General features: G+C 72.8%; 22 protein-coding genes. 7 read left to right on the top strand and 15 right to left on the bottom strand.

Going from position 1 to position 26,356, the window contains the following annotated elements; translation table 11 throughout:
* Nucleotides 1–25: 25 nt before the first annotated feature.
* From E6R18_RS07845 to E6R18_RS07830, 4 genes are all read right to left on the bottom strand, one after another.
* A complete protein-coding gene (locus E6R18_RS07845; RefSeq protein WP_136316115.1) occupies nucleotides 26–1,483 on the bottom strand; it encodes an NCS2 family permease in 1,458 nt (485 codons plus the stop codon).
* A 270-nt stretch (nucleotides 1,484–1,753) separates the two neighbouring features.
* Nucleotides 1,754–4,138 carry a molybdopterin cofactor-binding domain-containing protein gene (locus E6R18_RS07840; protein ID WP_136316114.1) on the bottom strand — a complete coding sequence of 795 codons (2,385 nt, stop codon included), beginning with the start codon at nucleotides 4,136–4,138 and terminating at the stop codon, nucleotides 1,754–1,756.
* A 3-nt stretch (nucleotides 4,139–4,141) separates the two neighbouring features.
* Nucleotides 4,142–4,735: a (2Fe-2S)-binding protein gene (locus E6R18_RS07835; RefSeq protein ID WP_136316113.1), complete on the bottom strand. Its 594-nt coding sequence runs from the start codon at nucleotides 4,733–4,735 to the stop codon at nucleotides 4,142–4,144.
* A 2-nt stretch (nucleotides 4,736–4,737) separates the two neighbouring features.
* Nucleotides 4,738–5,628, bottom strand: a complete 891-nt coding sequence (locus E6R18_RS07830) for a xanthine dehydrogenase family protein subunit M (protein ID WP_136316112.1) — start codon at nucleotides 5,626–5,628, stop codon at nucleotides 4,738–4,740.
* 256 nt (nucleotides 5,629–5,884) lie between these two features.
* Here E6R18_RS07830 and E6R18_RS07825 point away from each other — a divergent pair, with 256 nt between their 5' ends.
* Both E6R18_RS07825 and E6R18_RS07820 read left to right on the top strand, forming a co-directional pair.
* Nucleotides 5,885–7,618 (top strand): PucR family transcriptional regulator ligand-binding domain-containing protein, encoded by a 1,734-nt coding sequence (locus E6R18_RS07825; RefSeq protein ID WP_136316111.1) that lies wholly within the window; start codon nucleotides 5,885–5,887, stop codon nucleotides 7,616–7,618.
* A gap of 164 nt (nucleotides 7,619–7,782) precedes the next feature.
* The gene (locus E6R18_RS07820; protein WP_136316110.1) at nucleotides 7,783–8,568 is read left to right on the top strand and encodes a hypothetical protein; all 786 of its coding nucleotides are present in this window, start codon (nucleotides 7,783–7,785) and stop codon (nucleotides 8,566–8,568) included.
* A gap of 31 nt (nucleotides 8,569–8,599) precedes the next feature.
* On the opposite strand, the gene E6R18_RS07815 is transcribed toward E6R18_RS07820, so the two are convergent.
* Nucleotides 8,600–9,367, bottom strand: a complete 768-nt coding sequence (locus E6R18_RS07815) for a GntR family transcriptional regulator (protein ID WP_136316109.1) — start codon at nucleotides 9,365–9,367, stop codon at nucleotides 8,600–8,602.
* 146 nt (nucleotides 9,368–9,513) lie between these two features.
* Between E6R18_RS07815 and E6R18_RS07810 the strand changes: the two genes are divergently transcribed.
* Complete coding sequence (locus E6R18_RS07810; RefSeq protein WP_136316108.1) at nucleotides 9,514–10,362, top strand: (2Fe-2S)-binding protein; 849 nt, start codon at nucleotides 9,514–9,516, stop codon at nucleotides 10,360–10,362.
* A 192-nt stretch (nucleotides 10,363–10,554) separates the two neighbouring features.
* On the top strand, nucleotides 10,555–11,631 hold the full coding sequence (locus tag E6R18_RS07805; protein WP_136316107.1) for a DUF2637 domain-containing protein: 1,077 nt from the start codon (nucleotides 10,555–10,557) through the stop codon (nucleotides 11,629–11,631).
* A 52-nt stretch (nucleotides 11,632–11,683) separates the two neighbouring features.
* Here the strand turns inward: E6R18_RS07805 and E6R18_RS07800 are convergent, their stop codons facing one another.
* On the bottom strand, nucleotides 11,684–12,049 hold the full coding sequence (locus tag E6R18_RS07800; RefSeq protein ID WP_136316202.1) for an ATP-binding protein: 366 nt from the start codon (nucleotides 12,047–12,049) through the stop codon (nucleotides 11,684–11,686).
* A gap of 277 nt (nucleotides 12,050–12,326) precedes the next feature.
* On the opposite strand from E6R18_RS07800, the gene E6R18_RS07795 reads away from it, so the two are divergent.
* The 3 genes from E6R18_RS07795 (at nucleotide 12,327) to E6R18_RS07785 (ending at nucleotide 13,724) form a co-directional block, all read left to right on the top strand.
* Nucleotides 12,327–12,707 (top strand): hypothetical protein, encoded by a 381-nt coding sequence (locus E6R18_RS07795; RefSeq protein ID WP_240799636.1) that lies wholly within the window; start codon nucleotides 12,327–12,329, stop codon nucleotides 12,705–12,707.
* A gap of 152 nt (nucleotides 12,708–12,859) precedes the next feature.
* On the top strand, nucleotides 12,860–13,252 hold the full coding sequence (locus tag E6R18_RS07790; RefSeq protein WP_136316106.1) for a ribonuclease domain-containing protein: 393 nt from the start codon (nucleotides 12,860–12,862) through the stop codon (nucleotides 13,250–13,252).
* An 82-nt stretch (nucleotides 13,253–13,334) separates the two neighbouring features.
* Entirely contained in the window at nucleotides 13,335–13,724 is a 390-nt protein-coding gene (locus E6R18_RS07785; RefSeq protein ID WP_136316105.1) for a barstar family protein, read from the top strand.
* 37 nt (nucleotides 13,725–13,761) lie between these two features.
* On the opposite strand, the gene E6R18_RS07780 is transcribed toward E6R18_RS07785, so the two are convergent.
* The 9 genes from E6R18_RS07780 to E6R18_RS07735 form a co-directional block, all read right to left on the bottom strand.
* Nucleotides 13,762–16,152 carry a M9 family metallopeptidase gene (locus E6R18_RS07780; RefSeq protein WP_136316104.1) on the bottom strand — a complete coding sequence of 797 codons (2,391 nt, stop codon included), beginning with the start codon at nucleotides 16,150–16,152 and terminating at the stop codon, nucleotides 13,762–13,764.
* A 297-nt stretch (nucleotides 16,153–16,449) separates the two neighbouring features.
* Nucleotides 16,450–17,175, bottom strand: a complete 726-nt coding sequence (locus E6R18_RS07775) for a GntR family transcriptional regulator (RefSeq protein ID WP_136316103.1) — start codon at nucleotides 17,173–17,175, stop codon at nucleotides 16,450–16,452.
* Nucleotides 17,176–17,268: 93 nt separating this feature from the next.
* Nucleotides 17,269–18,273: a proline racemase family protein gene (locus E6R18_RS07770; protein ID WP_136316102.1), complete on the bottom strand. Its 1,005-nt coding sequence runs from the start codon at nucleotides 18,271–18,273 to the stop codon at nucleotides 17,269–17,271.
* Between the two features lie 36 nt (nucleotides 18,274–18,309).
* Nucleotides 18,310–19,173 carry a dihydrodipicolinate synthase family protein gene (locus tag E6R18_RS07765; RefSeq protein ID WP_136316201.1) on the bottom strand — a complete coding sequence of 288 codons (864 nt, stop codon included), beginning with the start codon at nucleotides 19,171–19,173 and terminating at the stop codon, nucleotides 18,310–18,312.
* A gap of 280 nt (nucleotides 19,174–19,453) precedes the next feature.
* Nucleotides 19,454–20,893: an NAD(P)/FAD-dependent oxidoreductase gene (locus tag E6R18_RS07755; protein WP_136316101.1), complete on the bottom strand. Its 1,440-nt coding sequence runs from the start codon at nucleotides 20,891–20,893 to the stop codon at nucleotides 19,454–19,456.
* Nucleotides 20,874–21,212: a (2Fe-2S)-binding protein gene (locus E6R18_RS07750; protein WP_136316100.1), complete on the bottom strand. Its 339-nt coding sequence runs from the start codon at nucleotides 21,210–21,212 to the stop codon at nucleotides 20,874–20,876. The genes E6R18_RS07755 and E6R18_RS07750 overlap by 20 nt, the downstream gene beginning before the upstream one ends.
* Before the next feature lie 181 nt (nucleotides 21,213–21,393).
* Nucleotides 21,394–22,629: an FAD-binding oxidoreductase gene (locus E6R18_RS07745; protein ID WP_240799635.1), complete on the bottom strand. Its 1,236-nt coding sequence runs from the start codon at nucleotides 22,627–22,629 to the stop codon at nucleotides 21,394–21,396.
* 212 nt (nucleotides 22,630–22,841) lie between these two features.
* Entirely contained in the window at nucleotides 22,842–24,584 is a 1,743-nt protein-coding gene (locus tag E6R18_RS07740) for a pyruvate dehydrogenase (RefSeq protein WP_136316099.1), read from the bottom strand.
* Between the two features lie 112 nt (nucleotides 24,585–24,696).
* Nucleotides 24,697–26,214: a protein phosphatase 2C domain-containing protein gene (locus E6R18_RS07735; RefSeq protein WP_136316098.1), complete on the bottom strand. Its 1,518-nt coding sequence runs from the start codon at nucleotides 26,212–26,214 to the stop codon at nucleotides 24,697–24,699.
* Between the last annotated feature and the right edge of the window lie 142 nt (nucleotides 26,215–26,356).

Below are 26,356 nucleotides of genomic sequence, written 5' to 3'. Positions count from 1 at the left end.
CTCCTTGGCGGGTGTGGGCGGCGGATCAGCTGACGCCGAGCCAGCTCTCGATCGGGTGCAGGGCGAAGTAGACGAGGAAGATCACCGTCAGGCCCCACATGAAGGCGCCGACCTCGCGGGCACGGCCCTGGGCGGCCTTGATGGCGGCGTACGAGATGACGCCCGCCGCGACACCGGTGGTGATGGTGTACGTGAACGGCATCAGGACCACCGTCAGGAAAACCGGGATGGCCACGGCCCGGTCGCTCCAGTCCACGTGCCGGGCGTTCTGCATCATCATGGCGCCGATGACCACGAGGGCGGCGGACGCCACCTCGGCGGGCACGATCGCGGTGAGCGGGGTGAAGAAGAGGCAGGCGGCGAAGAAGAGGCCGGTGACGACGGAGGCGAGGCCGGTCCTGGCCCCCTCGCCGACGCCGGTCGCCGACTCCACGAATACGGTCTGCCCGGAGCCGCCGGCGACGCCGCCGATCGCCCCGCCCGCGCCGTCGATGAACAGCGCCTTGGACAGGCCCGGCATCCGGCCCTTGTCGTCGGCGAGCCCGGCCTCCGTACCGACACCGATGATGGTGGCCATCGCGTCGAAGAAGCCGGCGAGCACCAGGGTGAAGACGATGAAGCCGACGGTCATCGCGCCGACGTCGCCCCAGCCGCCGAACTCGATGTCCCCGAACAGCGAGAAGTCCGGCGAGGAGACCGCGGAGCCCTTGAGCTCGGGCGGGCCGCTGCTCCAGATCTTCGGATCGACGTCGGCGACCTTGTTGATCACGACGGCGACGACGGTGCCGACGGCGATGCCGATCAGGATCGCGCCGGGGATGTTGCGGGCCTGGAGCATGAAGATCAGCAGCAGGGTCACCGCGAAGACGAGGACGGGCCAGCCGGCGAGTTCACCGGCCGGGCCGAGGGTCACCGGGGTGGCGGCGCCCTTGCCGACGAAGCCGGCCTTGTAGAGCCCGATCAGGGCGATGAACAGGCCGATGCCCATCGTGATGCCGTGCTTCAGCGGGAGCGGGATCGCGTTCATGATCAGCTCACGCAGACCGGTGACCACCAGCAGGCAGATCACCAGCCCGTACATCACGCACATGCCCATGGCCTGCGGCCAGGTCATTTCGGGGGCGACCTGCGAGGACAGGACGCCCGAGACGCTGAGGCCCGCGGCGAGCGCGAGCGGGACCTTGCCGACGAACCCCATGAGCAGGGTGGTCGCCGCCGCCGCGAGCGCGGTGGCGGTGATCAGGCCAGGCTGGCTGAGCAGGTTGTCGTCGACGTCCTTGCCGCCGAGGATCAGCGGGTTGAGCAGCAGGATGTACGCCATGGCCATGAAGGTCGTGACGCCGCCGCGCACTTCGCGCGCCACGGTCGAGCCGCGCTCGGATATGTGGAAGTACCGGTCGAGCCATGATCTGCCGGCGGGGACGCGCGAGCCGGGGCCCGCGTCCTCCGCACCGGTCTTCGGCTGCACTGACTGCTGGGTCATGATGCCTGACTCCCAAGGTTCACAGGGGCACCCGCGATGAAGAATCGATATGCGGGATTTGGGATGACTGCGCTGGCGGCACGACCCGGGGGACGGCCCGAGACGAACTGTTCATGCAGGAAGGGAACGGAACGGCTACCGCTGTTCCGGTGCGGGGGGCCGGCGGGGGCCGCGAGCGGTGCGGGACCCCGGGCTCCGGGCGGTGCGGGCCGGGAAGTGTGACGTTCACCGGAGGCGTGCACCGCCCGGAGAGCTGTGGCGGAGCAGCCGTCAGACGCCGGTGAGGTGTTCGGGCCGCACCGGCGTGCGGTTGAGCTCCAGGCCCGTCGCGTTCCGGATCGCCGCGAGGACGGCCGGGGTGGACGACAGGGTGGGGGCCTCGCCGATGCCGCGCAGCCCGTACGGGGCGTGGTCGTCGGCGAGTTCGAGCACGTCGACCGGGATGGTCGGCGTGTCGAGGATGGTGGGGAGCAGGTAGTCCGTGAAGGAGGGGTTGCGCACCTTCGCGGTCACCGGGTCGACGATGATCTCCTCCATGACGGCGATGCCCATACCCTGGATGGTGCCGCCCTGGATCTGGCCGACGACCGACAGCGGGTTGAGCGCCTTGCCGACGTCCTGGGCGCAGGCCAGTTCGATGACCTTGACCAGGCCGAGTTCGGTGTCGACCTCGACCACCGCACGGTGCGCGGCGAAGGAGTACTGGACGTGGCCGTTGCCCTGTCCGGTGCGCAGGTCGAAGGCTTCGGTGGGGCGGTGGCGCCACTCCAGCTCGATGTCGACCGCCTCGTCCTCCAGCACGTCGGCCAGGCCGGCCAGCACTTCGCCGCCGTCGGTGACGACCTTGCCGTCCTCCAGGAGGAGTTCGGCGGTGGCCCAGGCGGGGTGGTACGTGCCGAACTTGCGGCGGCCCATCTCCAGGACCTGTTCGCGCACGGCCTCGCAGGAGTTCTTGACCGCGCCGCCGGTGACGTACGTCTGGCGGGAGGCGGAGGTCGATCCGGCGGAGCCGACCTTGGTGTCGGCGGGGTGGATGGTGACCTGGGCGACGCCGAGTTCGGTACGGGCGATCTGGGCGTGCACGGTGACGCCGCCCTGCCCGACCTCCGCCATGGCGGTGTGCACGGTCGCGACGGGTTCGCCGCCGATGACCTCCATGCGCACCCGGGCGGTGGAGTAGTCGTCGAAGCCCTCGGAGAAGCCGACGTTCTTCAGGCCGACCGCGTAGCCGACGCCGCGCACGACGCCCTCGCCGTGGGTGGTGTTGGACAGGCCGCCGGGCAGCGCCCGTACGTCCGGGTGCTCGCCTGCGGTCTCCCACTGGCGCTCGGGCGGCATCGGCATGGCCTTGACCCGGCGCAGCAGTTCGGCGACCGGGGCGGGCGAGTCGACCTGCTGTCCGGTGGGCAGTAGGGTGCCCTGCTCCATGGCGTTGAGCTGCCGGAACTCGACGGGGTCCATGCCCAGTTCGGCGGCGAGCTTGTCCATCTGCGCCTCGTAGGCGAAGCATGCCTGGACCGCGCCGAAGCCGCGCATCGCGCCGCACGGGGGGTTGTTGGTGTAGAGGGCGAGCGCCTCGATGTCGACGTCCTCGATGACGTACGGGCCGACGGCCAGCGAGGAGGCGTTGCCGACGACGGCCGGCGACGCGGAGGCGTAGGCGCCGCCGTCGAGCACGATGCGGCACTTCATGTGCGTGAGCTTGCCGTCGCGGGTGGCGCCGTGCTCGTAGTGGAGCCTTGCGGGGTGGCGGTGGACGTGCCCGAAGAAGGACTCGAAGCGGTTGTAGACGATCTTCACGGGCTTGCCGGTGCGCAGGGCCAGCAGGCAGGCGTGGATCTGCATCGACAGGTCCTCGCGGCCGCCGAAGGCGCCGCCGACGCCGGAGAGCGTCATGCGGACCTTGTCCTCGGGCAGGCCGAGCACGGGGGCGATCTGGCGGAGGTCGGAGTGCAGCCACTGGGTCGCCACGTACAGGTCGACCCCGCCGTCCTCGGCGGGTACGGCCATGCCGGACTCGGGGCCGAGGAATGCCTGGTCCTGCATCCCGAAGTAGTAGTCGCCGGTGACGACCACGTCGGCACGGGCCTTCGCCGCCTCCGCGTCGCCGCGGACGATCGGCTGGCGGTGGACGATGTTGGGGTGCGGCACGTGACCGATGTGGTGGTCGTCGCGGCCCTCGTGGATGAGGGGGGCGCCGGGCGCGGTCGCGGAGGCTTCGTCGGTGACGACGGGCAGTTCGCGGTAGTCGATCCTGATCTTGGCGGCGGCGCGGCGGGCCGTCTCCGGGTGGTCGGCGGCGACGAGCGCGACGGGCTCGCCGTGGTGGCGGACCCGGCCGTGGGCGAGGACGGGGGTGTCCTGGATCTCCAGGCCGTAGTTCTTCATCGCGGCCGGCAGGTCGTCGTAGGTGAGCACCGCGTAGACGCCGGAGGTGGCCAGCGCCTCGGAGACGTCGATCGAGACGATCTCCGCGTGCGCGACGGTGGAGCGCAGGGTGTGACCCCAGAGCATGTCCTCGTGCCACATGTCCGAGGAGTACGCGAACTCGCCGGTGACCTTCAGGATTCCGTCGGGGCGCAGCGTGGACTCGCCGATGCCGCCCTTGGTTCGGGTGCCCTGGTTGATGTTGGTGGGGGAACCGGTAACGCCCATCGTCTAGACCGTTTCTTCCGCGCGGGCGGCCGCGAGGCGGACCGCGTCGAGGATCTTCTCGTAGCCGGTGCAGCGGCAGAGGTTGCCGGAGAGCGCCTCGCGGATGTCCGCGTCGGACGGCTGCGGGGTGCGCTCCAGGAGCTCGTCGGCCGCGACCAGCAGGCCGGGGGTGCAGAAGCCGCACTGGACGGCTCCGGCGTCGATGAACGCCTGCTGGATCGGGGAGAGCTCCCCGGTGTCGCGGGTCTCCTCGCCGGCCGGCTCGGCCTTCCAGCGCCGGGCCTTGTCGAGCGCGGTGCCGCAGGCGCCGGAGGCGCAGCCGGTGCCGGGGTGGGCGTCGGCGCGGTGGGCGGCGAAGTCGGCGAGCCCTTCGACGGTGACGACGTCGCGTCCCTCGACCTGGCCGGCGGCCACCAGGCAGGAGCAGACGGGCACGCCGTCGAGGCGGACCGTGCAGGAGCCGCACTCGCCCTGCTCGCAGGCGTTCTTGGAGCCGGGCAGCCCCATGCGCTCGCGCAGGACGTAGAGGAGGGACTCGCCCTCCCAGACGTCGTCGGCCTCGTGGCGGCGGCCGTTGACCGTGAAATTGACGCGCATGATCAGGCGGCTCCTTCGGTGCTGCGGCCGTTGCCGCGGTACGACTCCCAGGCCCAGCCGAGGGTCCGGCGGGCCATGATCCCCACCGCGTGCCTGCGGTAGCTCGCGGTGCCGCGCACGTCGTCGATCGGGTTGCAGGCGCCGGCGGCGAGGGTGGCGAACTGCTGGGCGACGGACGGCGTGATGATGGTGCGGCTGTCCCAGAACCCGCCCTCCTCCAGGGCGGCGTTCAGGAACTCCTCGGCCTCCTTCGCCCGTACGGGTGTCGGGGCGGCCGATCCGATGCCGGTGCGGACCGTGCGGGTCTCGGGGTGCAGGGCCAGGCCGAAGGCGCAGACGGCGATGACCATCGCGTTGCGGGTGCCGACCTTGGAGTACTGCTGGGGCCCGTCGGCCTTCTTGATGTGCACGGCCCGGATCAGCTCGTCCGGTTCGAGTGCGTTGCGCTTGACGCCGGTGTAGAAGGCGTCGATGGGGATGAGCCGGGTGCCGCGTACGGACTCGGCCTCCACCTCGGCGCCGGCGGCGAGCAGGGCGGGGTGGGCGTCACCGGCGGGGGACGCGGTGCCCAGGTTGCCGCCGATGCCGCCCCGGTTGCGGATCTGCGGCGAGGCGACGGTGTGCGAGGCGAGCGCGAGACCGGGCAGCTCCGCGCGCAGGTGCTCCATGATCCGGCTGTACGGGACCGAGGCGCCGAGCCGGACGCTCTCCTGGCCCACCTCCCACTCGGTGAGGTCACCGATGCGGTTCAGGTCGAGGAGGTACTCGGGCCGCCGGTGGTCGAAGTTGATCTCGACCATCACATCGGTGCCTCCGGCGATGGGAACAGCCGTCGGGTGCTCGGCCTTGGCGGCGAGCGCCTCCTCCCAGCTTGCGGGGCGAAGGAAGTCCATGCTGGCTCTCTTCTTCTCATCGGGTTGTGCGCCGGGGCTGGGTGACGGCCGGCCCTCGAACTCGTTCATGACTTGTTCACGCGCTGTGCGGCCCAGTACACAAGCCCTGCTCCACCTGGTGCAGTCACCGAACCCATGAAGGAGTTGGCTGCTCTCCGCTCACGTCTTGTAGATTCGAACGAATGGCGGGGAGCGACAACCTCACCGCAACACCCAGGACTCCCCCGTACCAACGAAAGAGATCGGCGGCGACGAGATGCGGCTGCGCGCACTGCTGGAGAACGACGCGCTGGGCCTGCGGCTGCTCGGCGGCGACGAGGAGCTGGACCGGTCGGTCCGCGGCGTGATGACCACCGACCTGCGCGACCCCAGCCGCTACCTCACGGGCGGCGAGCTGGTCCTGACCGGTCTGGTCTGGCGCCGGGACGCCCAGGACTCGGAGCCGTTCGTCCGCATCCTGGCGGGCGCCGGGGTGGCGGGGCTCGCGGTGGGCGAGGCGGAGCTCGGCGCCATCCCGGACGATCTCGTCGAGGCGTGCCGCCGGCACCGGCTGCCGCTGTTCGCCGTCCACGAGACCGTCGCATTCGCAATGATCACCGAGTACGTGGTCCGTCAGGTCTCCGGCGAACGGGCCGGCGATCTGGCGGCGGTGGTGGACCGGCACCGCAGGCTGATGACCTCGGGTCCGGCGGGCGGCGGCCCGGAGGTGGTCCTCGACCTGCTCGGCTCCGACCTGGACCTGCACGCCTGGGTGCTCTCCCCCACCGGCCGGCAGATCGCGGGCGCGGGCGCCCCGCTGTCCGCGGCCGCCGGGGCCGAGCTGGCCGGGCTGCATCTGGCCGCGGTCCGCTCCGGTCGCCGCGCCCCGCACCGGGCCGCGCTCGCCGGGACCACGTATTCGCTCTTCCCGATCCGGAACAACGGCAGGGGCGCCGCACCGGCCTCCCGCGATGTGCGGGAGTCGGTGCTCTCCGACTGGCTGCTGGCCGTGGAGGCCGACGCGGGCGACTGGCCGGCCGAACGGCTCGACCTGCTCCAGGGCGTCACCCAGCTGATCGCCGTGGAGCGCGACCGGCGCGACGCGGCCCGCACGGTGCGCCGCCGGCTCGCCCAGGAGGTCCTGGAACTGGTCCAGGCCGGCGCCGCGCCCGCCGAGATCGCCGCCCGGCTGCGCGTCGCCACCCCGGTCCTGCTCCCCGGCCTGGGCACGGCCCCGCACTGGCAGGTGGTGGTGGCCCGCGTCGAGTGGGAGGGGGGCGCCGCGCCCGGCAACGCCGGCTCCCCGGTGGCTGGCGGCCCGGTCGCCCAGGCGCTGCTGGAGGAGATCCTGGTCGACCCGGCCGTGACGGGCCCCGACTCGGCGGACCGGATCGCCGTCGCCCATACGGGTGACGAGGCCATCGCCCTGGTGCCGCTGCCCGCCGCACCGGCCCGGCCGGCCGGCGCGGAGGGGACCGCGGACGGGCCGGAGGCGGATGCCCCGCAGGATGGGCCGGCCCTGCACGCCGACGCGCTGCTGACCGCCGTCCGCGCCCCGCTCTCCGCGGGCCTCGCCGACGACGGCCGCCTGACACTGGGTGTCAGCGCCTCGGTGCACTCGGCCGAAGGGCTGCGCGGCGCCCTGGAGGAGGCCCGGCACGCCCGCCGGGTCGCGGCGGCCCGCCCGGGCCGGGTCTGCGCGGCCGGGCACCACGAGCTGGCCTCGCACGTACTGCTGCTGCCGTTCGTCCCGGACGACGTGCGCCGGGCGTTCACCGCACGGCTGCTCGACCCGCTGCGCGAGTACGACCGGCGCCACCGCGCGGAGCTGATCCCGACCCTGGAGGCGTTCCTGGACTGCGACGGTTCGTGGACCCGCTGCGCGGCCCGGCTGCACCTCCACGTCAACACGCTGCGCTACCGGGTCGGGCGAATCGAGCAGTTGACGGGGCGTGATCTCGCGCGCCTGGAGGACAAGCTCGATTTCTTCCTCGCCCTGCGTATGAGCTGAACTCCGGGCCCGGCCGGGCCCCCGCGTCCTCCCACTTGATTGTGAAAAGTTTCACCTGACATTGCCTCGCCCTCTTGGCCCGGCGTGCCATTCCGTGCTGTGATGCGGGCCATACTCAACAGCTCGATGGCGCGCTCGGGGAGGGCAATGTGGCGCAAACCGCCATGTCTGGTTCCGGAACGACAGCCGATGACGATCCGCCGCTCCAGACCGCGGTATGGCGGCTGCGCTCACGCGCCTGCTGGACGGACGCCGCGGCTCTGCTCGAACACGACGCCGCCACGGACCCGGCGGCGGCCCTCCAGCGGACGGCCCTGCTGACCGAGCGGTGCCTGTACACCGGGCAGGGCTGGACCGACGCCGAGGACGCCCTGCGCACCGCCGAGGCCATGGCCCACGACGACGCGGAGCGCGGCGCGGCCGCCTGCGAACGCGGCTATCTCGCGTACGCCTCGACCCTGCTCGGAGTGCGGGACCGGGCCGACGAGGCGCGGGTGGCGCTGAGCCGGGCCGCCGCCCTGCTCTCCCCCGCCGCCCCGGGCCGGCCGCTGCTCGACTTCCGGCGGGGCCTGATCGCGCAGAACATCGCCGACTCCCCGCAGGCCGCCCGCGCCGCCTACCGCCGGGCCCATGCCGGCGCCACCGCCCAGAACGACGCGCTGCTGCTCTCCTCCACCTGGCGCCATCTGGCGTTGATCGCCCTGCGCGAGGGCGAGCTCGCGGAGGCCCGGCACGGCTTCGCGGAGTCCCTGCGGATAAGGGAGGAGCTGGGCTACCTGGTCGGTACGGCTCCGGCGCTCATCGCGCTGGCCGACGCCGAGTCCGAGCCCGAGACGGCGACCCGGCTGCGGGCCGAGGCGGGCCGGCTCTTCCGGCTGCTGGGCGGTGTGCCGACCTGGCTGGGCCCGCATCTGGACCCGCCGCCGCCCCAGACCGTCGAGGCGAACTGAGACCGGGCGCCGGCCCGAAACCCGTACCGGGTCAGCCGTCGGCGCCCGCGAAGTGCTCCCGCACCAGCGACTGCACGACGGTCACGTCCTGGGCGATCAGGGCGTCGAGCAGTGCGGTGTGCTCGGAGGCGTCGGCCAGCAGGTCGGCGCGGCGGGTGACCGGGTTGTCCACCAGGGGCCACTGGGAGCGGCGGTGCAGGTCGTCGGCGACCATGACGAGCCGGCCGTTCCCGGCGAGCGCGAGGACCGCACCGTGGAAGGCCCGGTCCGCCTCCGCGTAGCTCGCCCGGTCGCCGACCGCCGCCGCGGCCACGGTGGCGTCGGCCAGCGGGCGCAGCGCGCACCAGCGGGCGGGCGGGACGGTGCGGGCGAGCCGCAGCATGACGGGGACTTCGATCAGGGCCCGTACCTCGGCCAGCTCGGCCAGCTCGCGCGGTCCGCGTTCGGCGACCCGGAAGCCGCGGTTCGGCACGACTTCCACGGCTCCTTCGACGGCCAGCTGCTGCATCGCCTCGCGCACGGGCGTCGCGGAGACCCCGAAGCGGGCGCCGAGCACGGGGGCGGAGTAGACCTGGCCCGGGGCCAGATCGCCGTCGACGAGGGCGGCGCGCAGGGCGTCCAGGATCTGGCCGCGCACCGAGTGCCGGCGGACCTGGGCCCGGGGGGCGACGGGCGGTTCCTCGCCGTGGGTGTGCTCACCGCGGGCCTGCTCGGGCACCCGCATGGACGAGGCGGCGGGCACGGCTGCGGCGGCCCCGTACGGCGGCCGCACCTCCTCACGTGCTCTGCCCCGCTCCACGGGCACCTCCTCGGCCGGCCACGGGCACGGCTCGCGCGTCTCGCGCCCTGTGTGCACGATATGCGCAGGAGACCTCAGTTCAAACATCGATCCGGTCGGGTAAGGTAAGGCTTACCTGCTGACGATCGTGATTCGGTGGTCCCCGCATGACCCTGCCCGCCCTGCTCCCCGCAGCGACGGCCTCCGCCGTGGCCGACGCGTACGCGCGCCTGACCGAGGTCTTCCCCGGGATGCGCGCCGAGATCCTCGCGGACGGCCAGAGCGCCCCCGGCGGTCCCGGCTGGGTGGGCGCGCACGAGCTCGCGGCCGGCGGCGAGGCCCTGGACACCTTCCTCTCCTACGACGACGCCCAGGTCCAGCGGGACTACGGGCAGCAGGCCCGCCCGGACGTGATCGCCAGCTTCGGCCTGCACCGCTACGCGTGGCCGGCCTGCCTGCTCGTGACGGTTCCGTGGTTCCTGCACCGCCGGGTGCCGCGCATCCCGGCCGAGGACGTCTCGTTCCAGCGGGCGCTGGGACACCTGACGCTGCGGGTGCGGGAGTTCGCGTGCCTGCCCGGCGATCCGGCGGCGGCGCTGCCGGGCGCGCGCGTGGTGGCCGACGAGGCGGCGCTGCGCGCCGAGGTGCTCGACGCGGTGGCCGAACACCTCGGCCCGGTGCTCGACGGCTTCCGGCCGCGCATGCGGCGCGGCAAGCGGGCCCTGTGGGGCATGGCGACCGACGAGATCGTCGAGGGCCTCTGGTACATCGCCCACCTGCTGGGCGAGGAGCAGCGCGCCATGACGGAGCTGGAGGCGCTCCTGCCGGGCACCACCAAGCCGTACGTCGGCACGGCGGGCTTCCGCGAACTGACCGGTCCGAACGGCGAGTCGCTGCCCACCCGCGACCGGGCGAGCTGCTGCCTGTTCTACACGCTGCGCCCCGAGGACACCTGTGTCACCTGCCCGCGCACCTGCGACGAGGAGCGGATCCGCAAGCTGACGCCCGCTCCCTGATCCACACCACCCGAAAGGGTGGCTTGGATTCGAACACATTGCGCGGCCCACTGAGGAGTGTTCGACCAGATCGCGGATATCGGCGGACTCAGCCACCCCGTTGGCGTTCTCTTGCCCCGAAACCGCCTGGACGTGAGGGGATCTCCGCCACGATGGCGCGGAAAACGCCCTACGCGACGCAAGGGACCGCGCATGAGACTGACCGACATATCGCTTGACTGGCTGCTTCCGGGCGCCGTGCTGCTCGTGGGGGTCATGGCGGCGGTGGCGGTCGTCGCGCGCGGCAAGCGCGCCTCCGGCACATCCGCGGCCGACGACTCCTGGGAACGCAGCGAGGAGCGGCGCCGGCGCAAGGAAACGCTCTACGCCACCGCTTCGTACGTTCTGCTGTTCTGCTGTGCCGCGGTCGCCGCCGCGCTCTCCTTCCACGGGCTCGTCGGCTTCGGCGAGCAGAACCTCGGCCTCTCGAACGGCTGGGAGTACCTGGTGCCGTTCGGCCTGGACGGGGCGGCGATGTTCTGCTCGGTCCTCGCCGTACGGGAGGCCAGCCACGGGGACGCGGCGCTCGGCTCCCGGCTGCTGGTGTGGACCTTCGCCGGTGCCGCCGCCTGGTTCAACTGGGTGCACGCACCGCGCGGCGTGGACCACGCGGGCGCCCCGCACTTCTTCGCGGGGATGTCCCTCTCGGCCGCCGTGCTCTTCGACCGGGCGCTGAAGCAGACCCGCCGGGCCGCGCTGCGCGAACAGGGCCTGGTGCCCCGGCCGCTGCCGCAGATCCGGATCGTGCGCTGGCTGCGCGCGCCCCGGGAGACCTTCGGCGCCTGGTCGCTGATGCTCCTCGAAGGCGTACGCACGCTGGACGAGGCGGTCGACGAGGTACGCGAGGACCGCCGTGAGAAGGAGCAGAACCGTCTCCGAAGAAGGGACCAGGAGAAGCTGGACCGGGCGCACATCAAGGCCCTGAACCGGCAGAACCGGGCCTGGAGCCGGGTGGGCCGGGGCGGCGGCCCCTCGGTGGACGTGCAGGCGCTCGCGCCGGGCTCCTCGCAGTCCGTCGCGGAGCCCGCCATATCCGAGCCGGGTCAGCTGCCCCTGCGGCCCCGGCCATCCCTGCAAGCCGTGAACCACTCGAACTCGGCGAGCGTCCCTGAACTGGGCGCGAGTGAACCGCAGGCGGTCGATCTCACCGCCGAGGACGACACCCGGGCCCTGCCCCGGCTCGATTCGCTGGAGCAGAAGCTGAAGGACCTGGAGCAGCAGTTCGGCTGACAGGCGGGACGGCGGTTGCGCGGGAAACGGCCCTGGCGGTCCGGAAGGATTGTCAGGGCCGTTCGCCGTCCAGCTCGAACCAGACCACCTTGCCCAGGGCGCGCGGACTGACCCCCCAGGAGTCGGCGAGGCTCTCCACCAGGATCAGCCCACGGCCGTGCGTACCGTCGTCGGCGGGCGGTGCGTGCGACTCGGGCGGCATGCCCGTGACGAAGTCCCGCACCTCGACACGCAGACGCCGCGGGGCCACGCTCACGGCGACGACCGCGCCGTCGTCCGTGTGCACCAGGGCGTTGGTCACCAGCTCGCTGAGCAGCAGCTCGGCCACCTGCGCCGGCTCCTCCTTCCACCGATGGCGCAGTAACTCCCGCACCGCGCCTCGCACTTCACCCACAGCGGCCAGATCGGACCGGTCCACCCTGCGGTGCATCCGGGCCACTTCGTGACGCTCCATCGTTTCCCCCGCCCACACGGCCATTCGCCCCCTGCCTCGAAGGTGCTCACGCAATGCATGCCCCGCCTACGGGCTGTCACGCTTGCGGAACCCCGCGAACAGGGGTGAATCCGGTGCGGCTCAGGCCCGCTTGTAGTAGTGGTCGAACCCGCTGACGTTGTGCTGGATGCCACCGCCGTTGATGACGGAGCAGGACGGATCCATCTGGCCGCAGCGGTAACCCGGATTGGGGCCGGCGAGCTTGGCGGCGCCGATATTCAGGCGACTGCTGGAGGACGCGCGCGGCGGGGTCCACGCGGTGACCCGCGCCTACCTCCGCTTCGTCCAGGAGCATCCCGACGCGGCCCGGCTCATGCACTCGGTCACCGCGGACCGCGAGATCACCGAGCACGCCCGGCAGATCCGCGGCGCCCAGGAGGCCCGGCCCGCCCCGCTCGCCGCCCGGCTCCGCGCCCACCAGCAGTCGGGCGCACTCGTCCCGCTCCCGCTGCCCGTCCTGGAGTCCCTGATACTGGGTCCGGTGACGGGCATCGCGCGCCGCTGGCTCTCCGTCGGGGACATCGACATCGAGGAGGCCGCCCGCACGGTCCCGTACCACATCTGGCGTTCCGTCAGCCCGTGAGCACACCTCGGACTGCCGTTCGAGCGCCGCACCTGCGTGGGACCACACCACCCCCGGGAGAGGGATGTGTTCCCTCTCCCCGGTCAACTCTCACACATTTCACCCGGGTTGGCGTTGACGCGGCGCTGTCTACGCGCGTCATCATGATGAGTATGCGAATCCCCCCACGGATCACCACGCTCGGCGGCACCGCCGCCCTCCTGTCCGCTCTCTTCGTCGGCGGCCCCCTCACGGCGACCGCCACCGCCTCGGCCACCTCGGTCGGCAGCATCTGCTATTCGGACCTGCCCTCCCAGGCCCACGACACCCTCGACCTCATCGACGCCGGCGGGCCGTTCCCGTACGACCAGGACGGCACCGTCTTCCAGAACCGCGAGGGCGTGCTGCCCTCGCAGAGCACCGGCTACTACCACGAGTACACCGTGATCACCCCCGGCTCCTCGACGCGCGGCGCGCGGCGCATCGTCACGGGCGAGGAGAGCCAGGAGGACTACTACACCGCCGACCACTACGAGACGTTCGACCTGGTCGACCACGACTGCTGACCCGTTTCCCCGGTCCGGTCCGCGCCGCAGTCCCCCACCTGCGGCGCGGATCACCGGACCGTCCGGCTTGTACGCTCGCCCCATGACCGTGACCTATGTGATCGAGGGTTCCCGGGTCACCGGTCCGGAGAGCTTCTGGACCGTGATCGGCGAGGCGGTGAACGGGCCGGGCGGCTACTTCGGCCGGAATCTCGACGCCTTCGCGGACTGCCTGGGCGGCGGCATGGGCACGCCGGACGACGGCGATTACGTCATCGAGTGGCGCGACCACGCCCTGTCGGCCCGTGCGCTGGGGCACGAGGAGACCGCCCGGTACCTGGACGGGCTGGCCGGCCGCGCCCATGAGAGCAACCGGAGCCGCCTGCGCGAGGAATCCGCGCAGGCGGCTGCTGGGCTCGGTCCGACCCTCTTCGACCGGCTGGTGGAGATCATCCGGGACCGGACGCGCCCGGGCACGCTGCGTCTGCGCTGAGACGTGCCCGGGCGCGGGGCCGTACCGCCCGGCCGGGTCAGTACCGCGTGGAGACGCTCACCTGGCCGAAGTCCTGCACCGCGTACAGGCTGATGTAGTGAACGCCTGCCGCCGGGTGGTCGACCGTGAGCGTGTGCGCGTTGCCGCTGCCGGTGGACCGCGCGGTGTACGAACCGGTGGTCGCCCAGCCGTCCGCGCTGTAGTAGAGGTCGGCGTCGCCGGTGCCGCCGCTGCTGGTGATGGTCAGCCGGGCGGTGCCGGCGGGTATGTAGAGGTAGAGGTAGGCGTAGTTGCCCCGGGTGGCCTGCCGGCCGTCGCGGGCGCAGTCCTGGCCGAGCTCGCGGTCGTCGGCGCCGGTGCACCGGGTGGCGGGGTCGGTGGGGTCGGTGGGCGGGTTGGTCGTGGTGCCGCAACTGCCGGCCGCGCACGCCGTCAGCCAGGTGTTCCAGTCGGAGTCGTAGCGGCTGCCGATGGTGGAGGTGAGCAGGGTGCGGGCGCCGTTCCAGTCACCGGCGCGGTAGAGGCCCAGGAGCTTGTCCGTGTCGGCGCGGTGCGACTGGAGCATGTAACGGACGGCCAGGTAGCCCCAGTTGTAGATGCGGGTCTGGTCGGCGTTCTCGTAGGTGGTGTCGAACAGCGTGCGCAGGGTGTAGGTGTGCGCGGCGGCCTGGGTGACCGCGTCGTCGTAGGTGACACCTCGGTAGGAGTAGGAGACGTACTCCGCGAAGCCCTCGACCCACCAGATCGTCGGGGTGGTGACACCGGCCTCGAAGTCGCCCGCCATGTCGAACCGGCCGTCGAGGTAGTGCGTGTACTCGTGGTTGAGGTTCCATATCTGGAAGTCCGGCCGGACCCACTCGGCCTCGTAGGCGATGAAGCGCGGCTGGTTGCCGACTGCCGCCGGGTCGCCCTCCAGGTACATGCCGCCGTTGTTGGTGTCGATGCCGTAGATGGCTCCGGCGTAGGTCTGGTAGTCGGTGCTGGAGTCGAAGACGACCACCTCGATGGTGGTGTTGTGGTCGTTGGCGACGGGCCCGTTGTCCTTGGCCACCTGGTGGAAGTAGGCGTCCTGGCCGCGCAGGCTGGTGCATGCCTTCGTCAGGTCGGCCGATGACATCTGCTGGGCGAGGATGCGGATGCTGTCGCTGCACGTGTACGAGACCGGCAGGACGGCGCTCTTGAGGCGTGCGGCCAGGTCACAGGTGCCGTACGTCGCGCAGTTGGCGCTGTCGTAGTAGTCGGCCATCTCCGCGAGGCCGACCCACAGCGGCGCGGTGCGCCCGGTCAGGGAGCTGCGGCCGAGGAGGTCGGTGACCAGCGGCCGGGCCTTGGGCCGCAGGGTGCCCTCCTGGAGGAAGCGGGCGAGTTCGCGGCCGGCGTTGGAGGTCAGGTACGACTGGTCCGTGCCCAGCAGGTCGAGGTGGTCGCGGGCGAAGCCGGCGAGCGCGTCGAGCAGGCTCGGATCGGCCTCGACGGCGCTGACGAACGCGGGCAGTTGGTGGCCGCGGAAGGTCACGGTGTAGACGTTGTTGACCGCGTTGAGCATGTACCAGGAGCTGTTGTACGAGGAGTTGTAGCCGGCCAGCAGCCGCTTCAGGACGTTCAGGTAGCGGGCGTTCTGCTCGGCGCTGTCGATGAGGGTGACGGCCTCGGCCAGGGTCTCGCCGTTGGCGTCCGTGACGTCACGCGAGTGCGCCGAGGCGAAGAAGGCGTCCAGGCCGCCCTGGATGGCGGTGCGCAGCGGCGCCCCGTAGCTGCCGACGGTGCCGGGGTCGTAGTACTGCACGTAGTAGCCGGCCCGCAGGAAGAGCACCAGTTGCGGCATGCCGGTGCTGCTGTTGCCGGGGTAGGCGGCCGATCCGTCGCGCAGGGCGTTGGCGACGCTGACCATCTGCGCCTCGCGGAAGGCCAGGTAGCCGTCGTCGCCCTTGACGGAGAACAGGGTGTTGACGCAGTCGGTGGTCGAGGACTTGATCTGCTGGACGAGGGCGCTGCCGGTGCGGCTGGTGAAGTCGGCGACGGAGCAGGCGGCGGTGCTCCCCGTCGCCTTCGCCGCGGTGCGGGACTTCGCCTTCATGGAGGGGGCGGGGTGGCTCGGTGCGGCGGCGCGGGGGTCGTCGTAGTCGCGTTTCAGCGCGTCCTTCGAGGCGCTGAGTGGGGCCCGTTCGGCGGGGCTGAGGGCCGTGTCGCCCAGGTGGGCGGCGTCCTGGACGGGTGCGGTGAGGGCCTGCGCCGCGGGGCCGCCGGGCTCGGGCGACGCGGCGTCGGCCGCCCGGTGCGCGAAGGCGGTCGCGGTCGCGGCCGCCGGGGCGGAGGGCCGGGGTTCGGCGGCCCGGGCCGGTGCGGCGAGCATGCCGACACCCAGGCAGGCCGCCAGGGCCGCGGTGGATAGTCCGGTGAATCTCTGTCGGACCGTACGGTTCTTCACGTGCCGCCTCCCAGCGGTGTGGTGGCCGCGCGACGCTGCGCGGCGGTGGGGGATGGTGCGCGGTGGGGCCGGGCGGGATGACCGACCTAGCGGCCTGACATGAACACGACCTCAACGGCGACCGTCTGTACAATGGCACATGTCACATGTTCTTAGGAAGGTGCGGCACGCACATTCATTCGCCCGCCAACTCCGCGCTCACTGCGAGCGCATGACAGCCCGGCACACGCTTACGGGCCCGCGTCCAGGACGCGGGCCCGTAAGCCGTAAGCCGGGTTCCTTCGGAGCGGGCCTGCCCTACGCCTGACCGGCCGGAGTCGTCGCCCGTTCGACCTTGAGCTGACCGGGTACGCCGCTCGGGGTGCTGCCGGCCCAGAGGGAGCGGACGTGTGACATGTGGGCGAGCATGCACGCCTCGGCGCCCTCGACGTCACCGGCGACCACCAGATCGAGCAGCTCCACGTGCTCCTCGGCCGATGCGATCAACTGCCCCGACTCCGCCAGGCGGTTGAGCCCGAAGAGGCGGGAGCGCTTGCGCAGTTCGCCGACCTGCTCGACCAGCCGGCGGTTGCCGGCCAGCCCCAGCAGGGCGAGGTGGAAGCGCCGGTCGGCCTCCAGGTACGCCAGGATGTCCTGCTGCCGCGCGGCCTCGACGATCTCCACCGCGACGGGCCGCAGCGCCTCCAGTTCGCGCCTCAGCCCCATCCGCGCGATCCGGCCGACGGTGGGGACCTCGATCATCGCGCGCAGCTCGGTGAAGTCGTCCAGGTCCTGCTCGGTCAGCTCGGTGATGCGGAAGCCCTTGTTGCGGACGGCCTCGACCAGGCCCTCGCGGGCCAGGTCGAGCATCGCCTCACGGACGGGCGTCGCGGAGACACCGAACTCGGCGGCGAGCGCTGGCGCCGAGTAGACCGTGCCCGGCTGCAGCTCGCCCGAGATGAGCGCCGCCCGCAGTGCGTGCGCCACCTGGTCGCGCAGGTGCTCCTGCGCCGAGATCGTGTTGAGCGACGTCAGGCGGGCCATGTCTGTTCCTCCAGCACCGTGCGGAGTCCCAGACTACAATGTCACGTTGCCCGTGACCGGGGTTGTGCACTGCTGCCGGCCGCAGGCGCGGGTTCACAGCAGGAACCCCTCCGGGAAGGGGTCCGCCGGGTCCAGGAAGTACTGCGCGGTCCCGGTGATCCAGGCGCGCCCCGTGACCGTCGGGACGACCGCCGGCAGTGTGCCCACCATCGTCTCCCCGACCAGCCGGCCGGTGAACCGGGTGCCGATGAAGGACTCGTTGACGAAGTCCCGGTCCAGGGGAAGTTCCCCCCGGGCGTGCAGCTGCGCCATGCGCGCGGAGGTGCCGGTGCCGCACGGCGAGCGGTCGAACCAGCCGGGGTGGATGGCCATGGCGTGCCGCGAGTGGGCCGCGTCGGAGCCGGGCGCGATCAGCTGGACGTGCTTGAGCCCGTGGATGGCCGGGTCCAGCGGGTGGACCGGCCGGTCGTCGGACGCGTTGACCTCCTCCATCAACGCCAGCCCCGCGGCCAGAAGTTCGTCCTTCCGTGACCGGTCGAACGGCAGGCCCAGGTCCTCCAGCCGCACCATCGCGTAGAAGTTGCCCCCGTAGGCCAGGTCGTAGGGCACGGCGCCGTGTCCGGGGACCTTCGCGGTGAGCCCGAGCCCGGCGCTGAAGGCCGGGACGTTGGTGAAGGTGACGGAGGTGGCGGCGCCGGCCTCCACGCGTACGTCGACCGTGACCAGCCCGGCGGGGGTGTCGAGCCGTACGGTCGTGACCGGTTCGGTGACCGTCACCATGCCGGTCTCCACCAGCACGGTGGCCACCCCGATGGTGCCGTGCCCGCACATCGGCAGGCAGCCGGAGACCTCCATGAACAGGACCCCGAAGTCGGCGTCCGGCCGGGTCGGCGGCTGGAGGACGGCACCGCTCATCGCGGCGTGGCCGCGCGGCTCGTACATCAGCAGGGTGCGCACCGCGTCCCGGTGCGCCATGAAGTGGGTGCGGCGCTCGGCCATGGTGGCGCCGGGGAGCGTGCCGATCCCGCCGGTGATCACGCGGGTGGGCATGCCCTCGGTGTGCGAGTCGACGGCGTGGAAGATGTGGCGGCTGCGCAAGGGGTCCTCCTGCAACTTCGTCGGGAGTCTGCGGGTTCAGTCCAGGCCCTCGGCGAGCGCCTTCTCGGTGGCGGCGCGTACGGCGGCCAGGGCCTCGGCGTCGAGCGGCAGGCGCGGGGGCCGGGTGGGTCCGCCGTGCCGCCCGACGATGTCCATGGACGCCTTGATCGCCTGGACGAACTCCGGCTTGGAGTCCCAGCGCAACAACGGGTGCAGCCGCCGGTACAGCGGCAGGGCGGCCTCCAGGTCCCCGGACACCGCCGCCCGGTACAGGGTGACGCAGCCGGCCGGAAGCATGTTGGGGCAGCCGGCGATCCAGCCGACTGCCCCGGCCAGGGCGAGTTCCAGCAGGACGTCGTCGGCACCGACGAGCAGGTCGAGCCCTGGCGCCTCCTCGGCGATCTCGTACGCCCTGCGGACGTCGCCGCTGAACTCCTTGACGGCCACGATCGATCCCTCCGCGTGGAGCCGGCCGAGCAGCCGGGGCGTCAGGTCCACCTTGGTGTCGTACGGGTTGTTGTACGCGACGACCGGCAGGCCCGCCCCGGCGACCTCGGCGTAGTGGGCGCGGACGGCCGCGTCCTCGCAGGAGTAGCCGTTGGGCGGCAGCAGCAGGACGGAACCGGCCCCTGCGTCGGCGGCCTCCTCGGCACGGCGGCGCGACTGGGCGCTGTCGTACGAGGAGACCCCGGGCATCACCCTGGCCCCGTCCCCGGCCGCCTCGACGGCGACGCGCACCACGTCCCGGCGTTCGCGGTCACTGAGGGTCTGGTACTCCCCCAGCGACCCGTTGGGCACCACGCCGTCGCAGCCGGCGGCGATGAGATCGCGGACGTGTGCGGCGTACGCGTCGAAGTCGATGGACCGGTCCTCGCGCAGGGTGAGCGGGGTGGCGACCATGACGCCCCGCCAAGGGGCCGTGTTGCCGGTGTCGGTGTCGGCGTCGGTTCCGGTGCCGGTTCCGGCGTCGGTTCCGGTGCCGGTTCCGGCGTCGGTTCCGGTGCCGGTTCCGGCGTCGGTTCCGGTGCCGGTTCCGGTGTCGGTTCCGGTGCCGGTTCCGGTGCCGGTGTCGGTTCCGGTGCCGGTTCCGGTGCCGGTGTCGGTTCCGGTGGAGTCGGTCGTCATGAGGGCTCCTTGAAAGGTGGGTGCGGGTGGGTGCCGGTGCGGGTGGTGTACGTGCTCACTCGTCCTCGGGCCGGGCGGCCCGGGCGAGCGTGGAGAGGGGTACGGGGCAGGCGAGCGGGCGGCGGTCGGGAGCGCCCGCCTCGGCCCGGCCGGCGAGTTCCCGGACGGCGAAGCCGCACGTGCGGCCCTGGCACCAGCCCATGCCGGCGCGGGTGAGGAGCTTGGCCGTACGGCTGTCGCCGGCGCCGAGCTCGTCCACTGCGGTGCGGACGGCCCCGGCGGTGACCTCTTCGCACCGGCAGACCTCGGTGTCCGGCGCGAGCCACCCGGTCCACCCCGGTCCCGGCCGGTGCACGGCCCCCATCAGCCCGGCGAACCGGCGCATCCGGCGGCGGCCCCGGCGGAGCGCGGCCACGCGCGCGCCGCTCCGGCCGGGGCGGCCGTCCCGGGCGTCCGCGATCACCGAGAGGGCGGCCAGTTCGCCTTCCGCCAGGGCGAGATGCACGCCGCCGATGCCTCCGGTCTCGCCGGCGGCCCAGACGCCTGGCACGGTGGTGCGCAGCTCCTCGTCCAGTTCCAGCGCGGCCGAACCGTCCGTGCCGGGCCGGGTGGCGCAGCCGAGGCCGAGGGCGAGGTCCAGTTGCGGGACGAGGCCGTGCCCGACGGCGAGGGTGTCGCAGTCGATGCGCCGCCCGGTCCCCGGCACCGGGCGCCAGGCGCGGTCGAGCCGGCTGACGGTGACACCTTCCACGCGCTCGGTGCCGTGGACGGCGGTGACGGCGCGGTGCGTGAGCATCCGCACCCCGTGCCGGGCGAGGCCCGCGCGGTGGCGCACGCCCTCCGCGAGCCGGTCCGGGTTCGCGGCCAGGACCAGGGGCGCGCGGGCGTACGCCCCGTACCCGGCGGCCTCCACCAGCGCGGGCACCTGGGCCCCGGCCCGGGCCAGCGAGAGGGCGACGGCCTGGAGCAGCGGCCCGCTCCCGGCGACGACGACGCGCCGGCCCGGCAGCACGAGCCCGGACTTGAGCATGGCCTGCGCCCCGGCCGCGCCCACCACGCCCGGCAGGGTCCAGCCGGGGAAGGGCAGTTGGCGTTCGTGGGCGCCGGTCGCGATGACGAGCCGGCGGGCACGAACGGCGACATCACCGTCACGGCCGTCGGGTCCGGTGACCGCGTGCAGGGTCCAGTCCTCGCCGGTCCGCCGCGCCGCCCATACCTGGTGACCTGTGGCATGGCACAGGCGCCCGGACTCCCGGTGCCGCGCGAGGCGCGCGGTGAGACTGGTGAAGGCCGCCCAGCCGTGGTGCAGGGCCTCCGGCCGGGTGGCGCCGAGGCCGGGGGCGGGCGCGCGGTAGAACTGGCCGCCGGGGGCGTCCGCCGCGTCGATCAGGACCACGTCAAGCCCTCCGTCGGCGGCGGTCACGGCGGCCGCGAGCCCGGCGGGCCCGGCCCCCACCACCGCGAGCCCGGCGCGTTCAGGGACGGGGAGCGGCATGCCCAGTCCCCTCCTGGGTGGTGACGGCGTCACCCGGGCGGGCGGGCACCAGACAGGCGCGCAGGCCGGGCTCCCCATTGACGGTGGCCAGGCAGTCGAAGCAGGAGCCGATGCCGCAGAAGGCGCCCCTGGGGCGGCCGTTGACCCGGGTGGTGCGCCAGCTGAGGACGGAGGCACCCCACAGCGCGGCCGCGACGCTCTGGCCGGGCAGGGCGGTGACCGGCCGGCCGTCGAAGGTGATCTCGAACCCCGGCCCGGGCTCGGCACCGGCCAGAGCGGCCGGGGTGCGTGCGGGGTCGCGTCGGCGTGCTCGTCTCACCGGGGCTCCTGTCTGGTCTGTCACGCGGTACGGGGAGGGGGCTGAGCGGGAGGAAGGGCTGTGCGGGAGGAAGGGCTGTGCGGCCGGGCGGGCTGTGCGGGAGGGGGCCGTGCGGGGAGGCGGGCTGTGCGGGAGGGGGCCCGAGCAGGCAGGCGGGTGGCGAGGCTGCGCACCGGGCGGCTCACCCCGGGGCCTGCGGCCCGGACCCGGTCCCGGACCCGGTCTCGGGCCCGGCTCCGGCTCCAGCCCCGGCCGCGCCCCCGGCCGCCTCGCCGAATCGGTCCGGGCTGAACGGCTTCGGGTCGAGGGGCGGTTCCTCGCCCCGGATCGCCGCCGTGACCAGGGCCGCCGTCGCGGGGGCGAGTCCGATGCCCGCGCCCTCGTGGCCGCAGGCGTGGAAGAGGCCGGGGACGCGGTGGTCGGGGCCGATCGCGGGGAGGTGGTCGGGCAGGTAGGGGCGGAAGCCCTGGTAGGCGCGCAGCACCCGGGTGTCACCGAGGACCGGGAAGAGCGCGGCCGCCGCAGCGGCCAGTCTGCTGACCACCGGCACGGACAGGGTGCGGTCGAAGCCGACCCGCTCCCGGCTGGCCCCGACCAGGACGGGCCCCGAGGGGGTGCCCTCCACGACCGGTGACGTCTGGAGGGCGGCCGAGGCGCTCGCCACGTCGGCCACGTACTCCGCCGCGTACACCTTGTGCCGGATCAGGGGCGGCAGGGGCTCGGTCACCAGGACGAAGCCGCGCCGGGGCAGCACCGGAAGTTCCACCCCGGCCAGTGCGGCGAACTCCCCGCCCCGCACACCGGTCGCGTTGACCACGGCGGGCGCAAGCAGATCCCCAGCCCCGGTGCGTACGCCTCGCACCGCGCCCGTCGGGCCGGTGAGCACGGCGGTGACCGGTGTGCCGAGGTGCAGGCGCGCCCCGGCGTCCCGGGCGGCCCGGATCAAGTGGGCCGCGGCGAGGGCGGGTTGTACCTGGGCGTCCTGCGGGTAGAGGACGCCACCGGCCAGCCCGGGCGCGAGGTGCGGTTCGACCTCGGGCAGTTCGTGCGGGGCGACGGCCGTGGTGCGTACCCCTGCCTGCGCCTGCCCTTCGGCGGTCGCGGTCAGGGTGGCGAGGGACGCCTCGTCCGCCGCGACGACCAGTCCGCCCTTCTGCTCGAACTCGACCGTTTCGGGCAGGACTTCGGACAGCTCACGCCAGAGCGAGGCGGAGAGGAGCGCGAGGGAGAGTTCGGGGCCGGGCGGTTTGTCGGAGACCAGGAGATTGCCCTCCCCCGCCCCCGTGGTGCCACCGGCGACCGGTCCGCTGTCCACCACCGCGACCGAGAGTCCGGACCGGGTGGTGTAGTACGCGCAGGCGGCGCCGACCACACCGGCTCCGACGACGACAACATCCAGGGGCTGTCTCGTGAACACGTCAGTAATATGTCACATGGCGCAGAGGGTGCCAAGGGGCCGCCTACAGAACATGTATGACACCTCGTCACAACCGGAACTGCGCCGCGTTTCACGCTGTCGTTTCGATAGCGTGTCGCCAATCCCCGCTGATCCCGACCCTTATTGATGCCCCGTCAGCCAGCTGACCGCCCTTCCCCCCGCGGCCGCTGGTCACTGGAGGAGAGGCACACCTAGGGCCGGGGCACGTTGCGGAGGTTGGAGCGGGCCATCTGGACCATCCGGCCCACTCCGCCGTCCAGGACGATCTTGCTGGCGGAGAGGGCGAAGCCGGTCACCATGTCCGCGCTGATCTTGGGCGGGATGGAGAGGGCGTTGGGGTCGGTGACGACGTCCACGAGCGCCGGGCCCTTGTGTTTGAAGGCGTCCTTGAGGGCGCTCGTCAGCTCCTTGGGCTTCTCGACGCGCACGCCGTACGCCCCGGCCGCGCGCGCGACGGCGGCGAAGTCCGGGTTCTTGTTGGTCGTACCGAAGGACGGCAGGCCCCCGACCAGCATCTCCAGTTCGACCATGCCCAGCGAGGAGTTGTTGAACAGCACGACCTTGACCGGCAGGTTGTACTGGACGAGGGTCAGGAAGTCGCCCATCAGCATGGTGAATCCGCCGTCGCCCGACATCGAGACGACCTGCCGGTCGCGGTCCGTGAACTGTGCGCCGATCGCCTGCGGCAGCGCGTTGGCCATCGAGCCGTGGCTGAACGAACCGATCACCCGCCGCTTGCCGTTGGGCGACAGATAGCGGGCCGCCCACACGTTGCACATGCCGGTGTCCACGGTGAACACGGCGTCGTCGTCGGCGAGTTCGTCCAGTACCGAAGCCACGTACTCGGGGTGGATCGGGATGTGCTTGTCGACCTTGCGGGTGTACGCCTTGACCACGCCCTCCAAGGCGTCGGCGTGCTTCTTGAGCATCCGGTCGAGGAACTTGCGGTCGCTCTTGGCCTTGACCCGGGGCGTCAGACAGCGCAGCGTCTCACGGACGTCGCCCCAGACGGCCAGGTCCAGCTTGGACCGCCGCCCGAGGTGTTCGGGGCGCACATCGACCTGCACGATCTTCACGTCGTCGGGCAGGAAGGCGTTGTACGGGAAGTCCGTGCCGAGCAGGATCAGCAGATCGCACTCGTGGGTGGCCTCGTAGGCGGCCCCGTAGCCGAGCAGGCCGCTCATGCCGACGTCGAACGGGTTGTCGTACTGGATCCACTCCTTGCCGCGCAGGGCGTGCCCGACCGGGGCCTTCACCCGCTCGGCGAACTCCATGACCTCGGCGTGCGCGCCGGCCGTGCCGCTGCCGCAGAACAGCGTCACCCGTTTGGCCTCGTCCACCATCCGGCAGAGCTTCTCGATCTCGCCGTCCCCCGGCCGCACGGTGGGCCGCGAGGTGACCAGGGCGTGTTCGATGGACTTCTCCGGTGCGGGCTGCGAGGCCACGTCACCCGGCATGGAGACGACGCTGACTCCGCCCTGGCCGATCGCGTGCTGGATGGCGGTCTGGAGCAGCCGGGGCATCTGCTGCGGGTTGGAGATCATCTCGTTGTAGTGGCTGCACTCCTGGAAGAGCAGCTCGGGGTGGGTCGCCTGGAAGTAGTTGAGGCCGATCTCGCTCGACGGGATGTGCGAGGCGAGCGCGAGCACGGGGGCCATGGAGCGGTGGGCGTCGTAGAGGCCGTTGATGAGGTGCAGGTTGCCCGGGCCGCAGGACCCGGCGCAGGCCGCCAGCGTGCCGGTGATCTGCGCCTCCGCGCCGGCCGCGAACGCGGCCGTCTCCTCGTGCCTGACCTGGATCCACTCCATGCCCGCGCGACGCCGGATGGCGTCGACGACCGGGTTGAGGCTGTCGCCGACGACCCCGTACAGGCGTTTGACGCCCGCCCGGGCGAGGATGTCGACGAACTGCTCCGACACGTTCTGCTTGGCCATGGGTGTCGCACTCCCTCTGCCTGGGCTCCGTGTACGTTCGGCTGTCCGGGACGCGGGGCGCGAAACCCGGCCGGACGGGTCTTCGGAGTCCATCAACCCATGGCGTGCGCCGTTACGCCTCCCAGACGCCGACCGCCGTCCGGTCGTCGGCGTACCCCGTGACCCGGATCTGGGTGTCCGCGAGGAACGCCCCGAGGCCGGGCGCCGCCACCGGCGACCAGCGCGCGGCGAGCTCGTCGGCCAGGGCGGGTTCGCCGCGCAGCGGCTCGGCGAGCCCCGTGCCGCACAGCAGCAGGGTGTCGCCCGGCCGGGCGACGGAGGCGCGGAAGCGGAACGGTTCGGCAGGTGGCGGGAGCGGGTCCTCGACGTACGGGGCCGGGCCGGTCGTGATCCCCAGGTCCATGGTCAGCCGGTCGCCTTCGGGCCCGCTCTCGGGCGCGGACGAGCCGAAACCGACCACGGGTTCCCCGGTGAGCCGCGCCGCAGGCACATCCGGTTCGAGGTCCTGCCAGCTGCCGTCCCGCAGCCGGAAGAGCCCGCCGTCGCCGATGCCGAAGAAGACCCGGGTGCGGCACTCGGGGTCGGCGGACAGCAGCAGGCAGCGCAGGCTCGCGGTGTACGCGTCCGGCTCCAGGCCGAGTTCGGCGGCACGGGTGCGCAGCTTGCCGTAGCCCCGGTCGGTGAGCCGGTGCAGCCCGGACTTGAGGTCGGCACGACGCCCCGCCCTTATGTCGTCGGAGAGCCGGGCGTGGCTGCGTCCGACGGCTTCGCCGATCCAGCGGCAGGCGTCGGCCGCGGCCGTGTGCACGCCCTCCGCGCCCCGGGCGGCGCCGGCGACGGCCACGAGGACGAGGGCGTCGTCCCCGGTCCCGAAGCGCACCGTCAGCAGCGCGTCGCGGCGCGGCTCGCCCCGGAACCGGGCGGAGTCACCGCGCACGGAGGCGGCCCGCAGGGTGTACGTCCCGTACCGGGCGCCGTCCAGCACCGTGTCGGGCACCAGGCTGTCGAGCTCGTACGGGTCGGTGTCGGGCAGCGCCGTGGGCTCGGCCTCGTAGGTGGGTGGCCGAGGGCCCACATGGGCGACGACGGGCCGGGGGACGGGGATCTCCTCGGCGGCCGGCCCGTCGTCGGCCGCCTCCGTCTCGGCGGGCTGCCGTCCCGTCGCCGGCCGGTCGGCGACGGGGCGCCTGGGCAGCGGGCGGGTCCCGGCGACACGGGGGTCGGCGGCGGGAGGATCGGGTTCCGGTTCCGGCTCGGGGGGTGGCGGCGGTCCGGGGAACGTACGCGGCTTCGCCGGGCCGGCCGGCGGCTCCCACGGCGCGCGCCCGGGCTCCGGCGGCGAGCCGCCCGCCATCCGGGTGACGGCCGGCGGTGGCGCCACCCCCCGACCGGGGGTCGCCCTCGGCGCCGGTGCCTCTCTCGGTTCCGGCACCTCCCTCGGTTCCGGCACCTCCGGGGCCGTCTCGTAGGCCGGGCGGCTGTCGGGCGCCACCGTGTCGGATGCCGAGTCGAAGCGGTCGTCGAGACTGTCGGCCGCCTGGCTCGCCCCGGCGTCCGGGGCGGATTCGTCATACAGCCGGCGCCACCAGTCGTCCTCGTGGGCTGCGGGCCTCTCCCCCTGCTGACTCATGCCCTTATTGTCCACCGCGGGGGCCGCGCGAAAACGGGCATCGGGAAAATGGTCCGCCGGGCGACCCCACCCCCCACGGGAAGGACGCCCGGCGGACCGGTCGGTTGAGCCGGCGTCAGCACCCGGCGCAAGCAGCGGCGCC

It is taken from the genome of Streptomyces sp. A1277 (assembly GCF_004795015.1).
In the GTDB taxonomy this organism is placed as follows: domain Bacteria; phylum Actinomycetota; class Actinomycetes; order Streptomycetales; family Streptomycetaceae; genus Streptomyces.
This window is presented reverse-complemented; position numbering and strand designations above follow the sequence as displayed.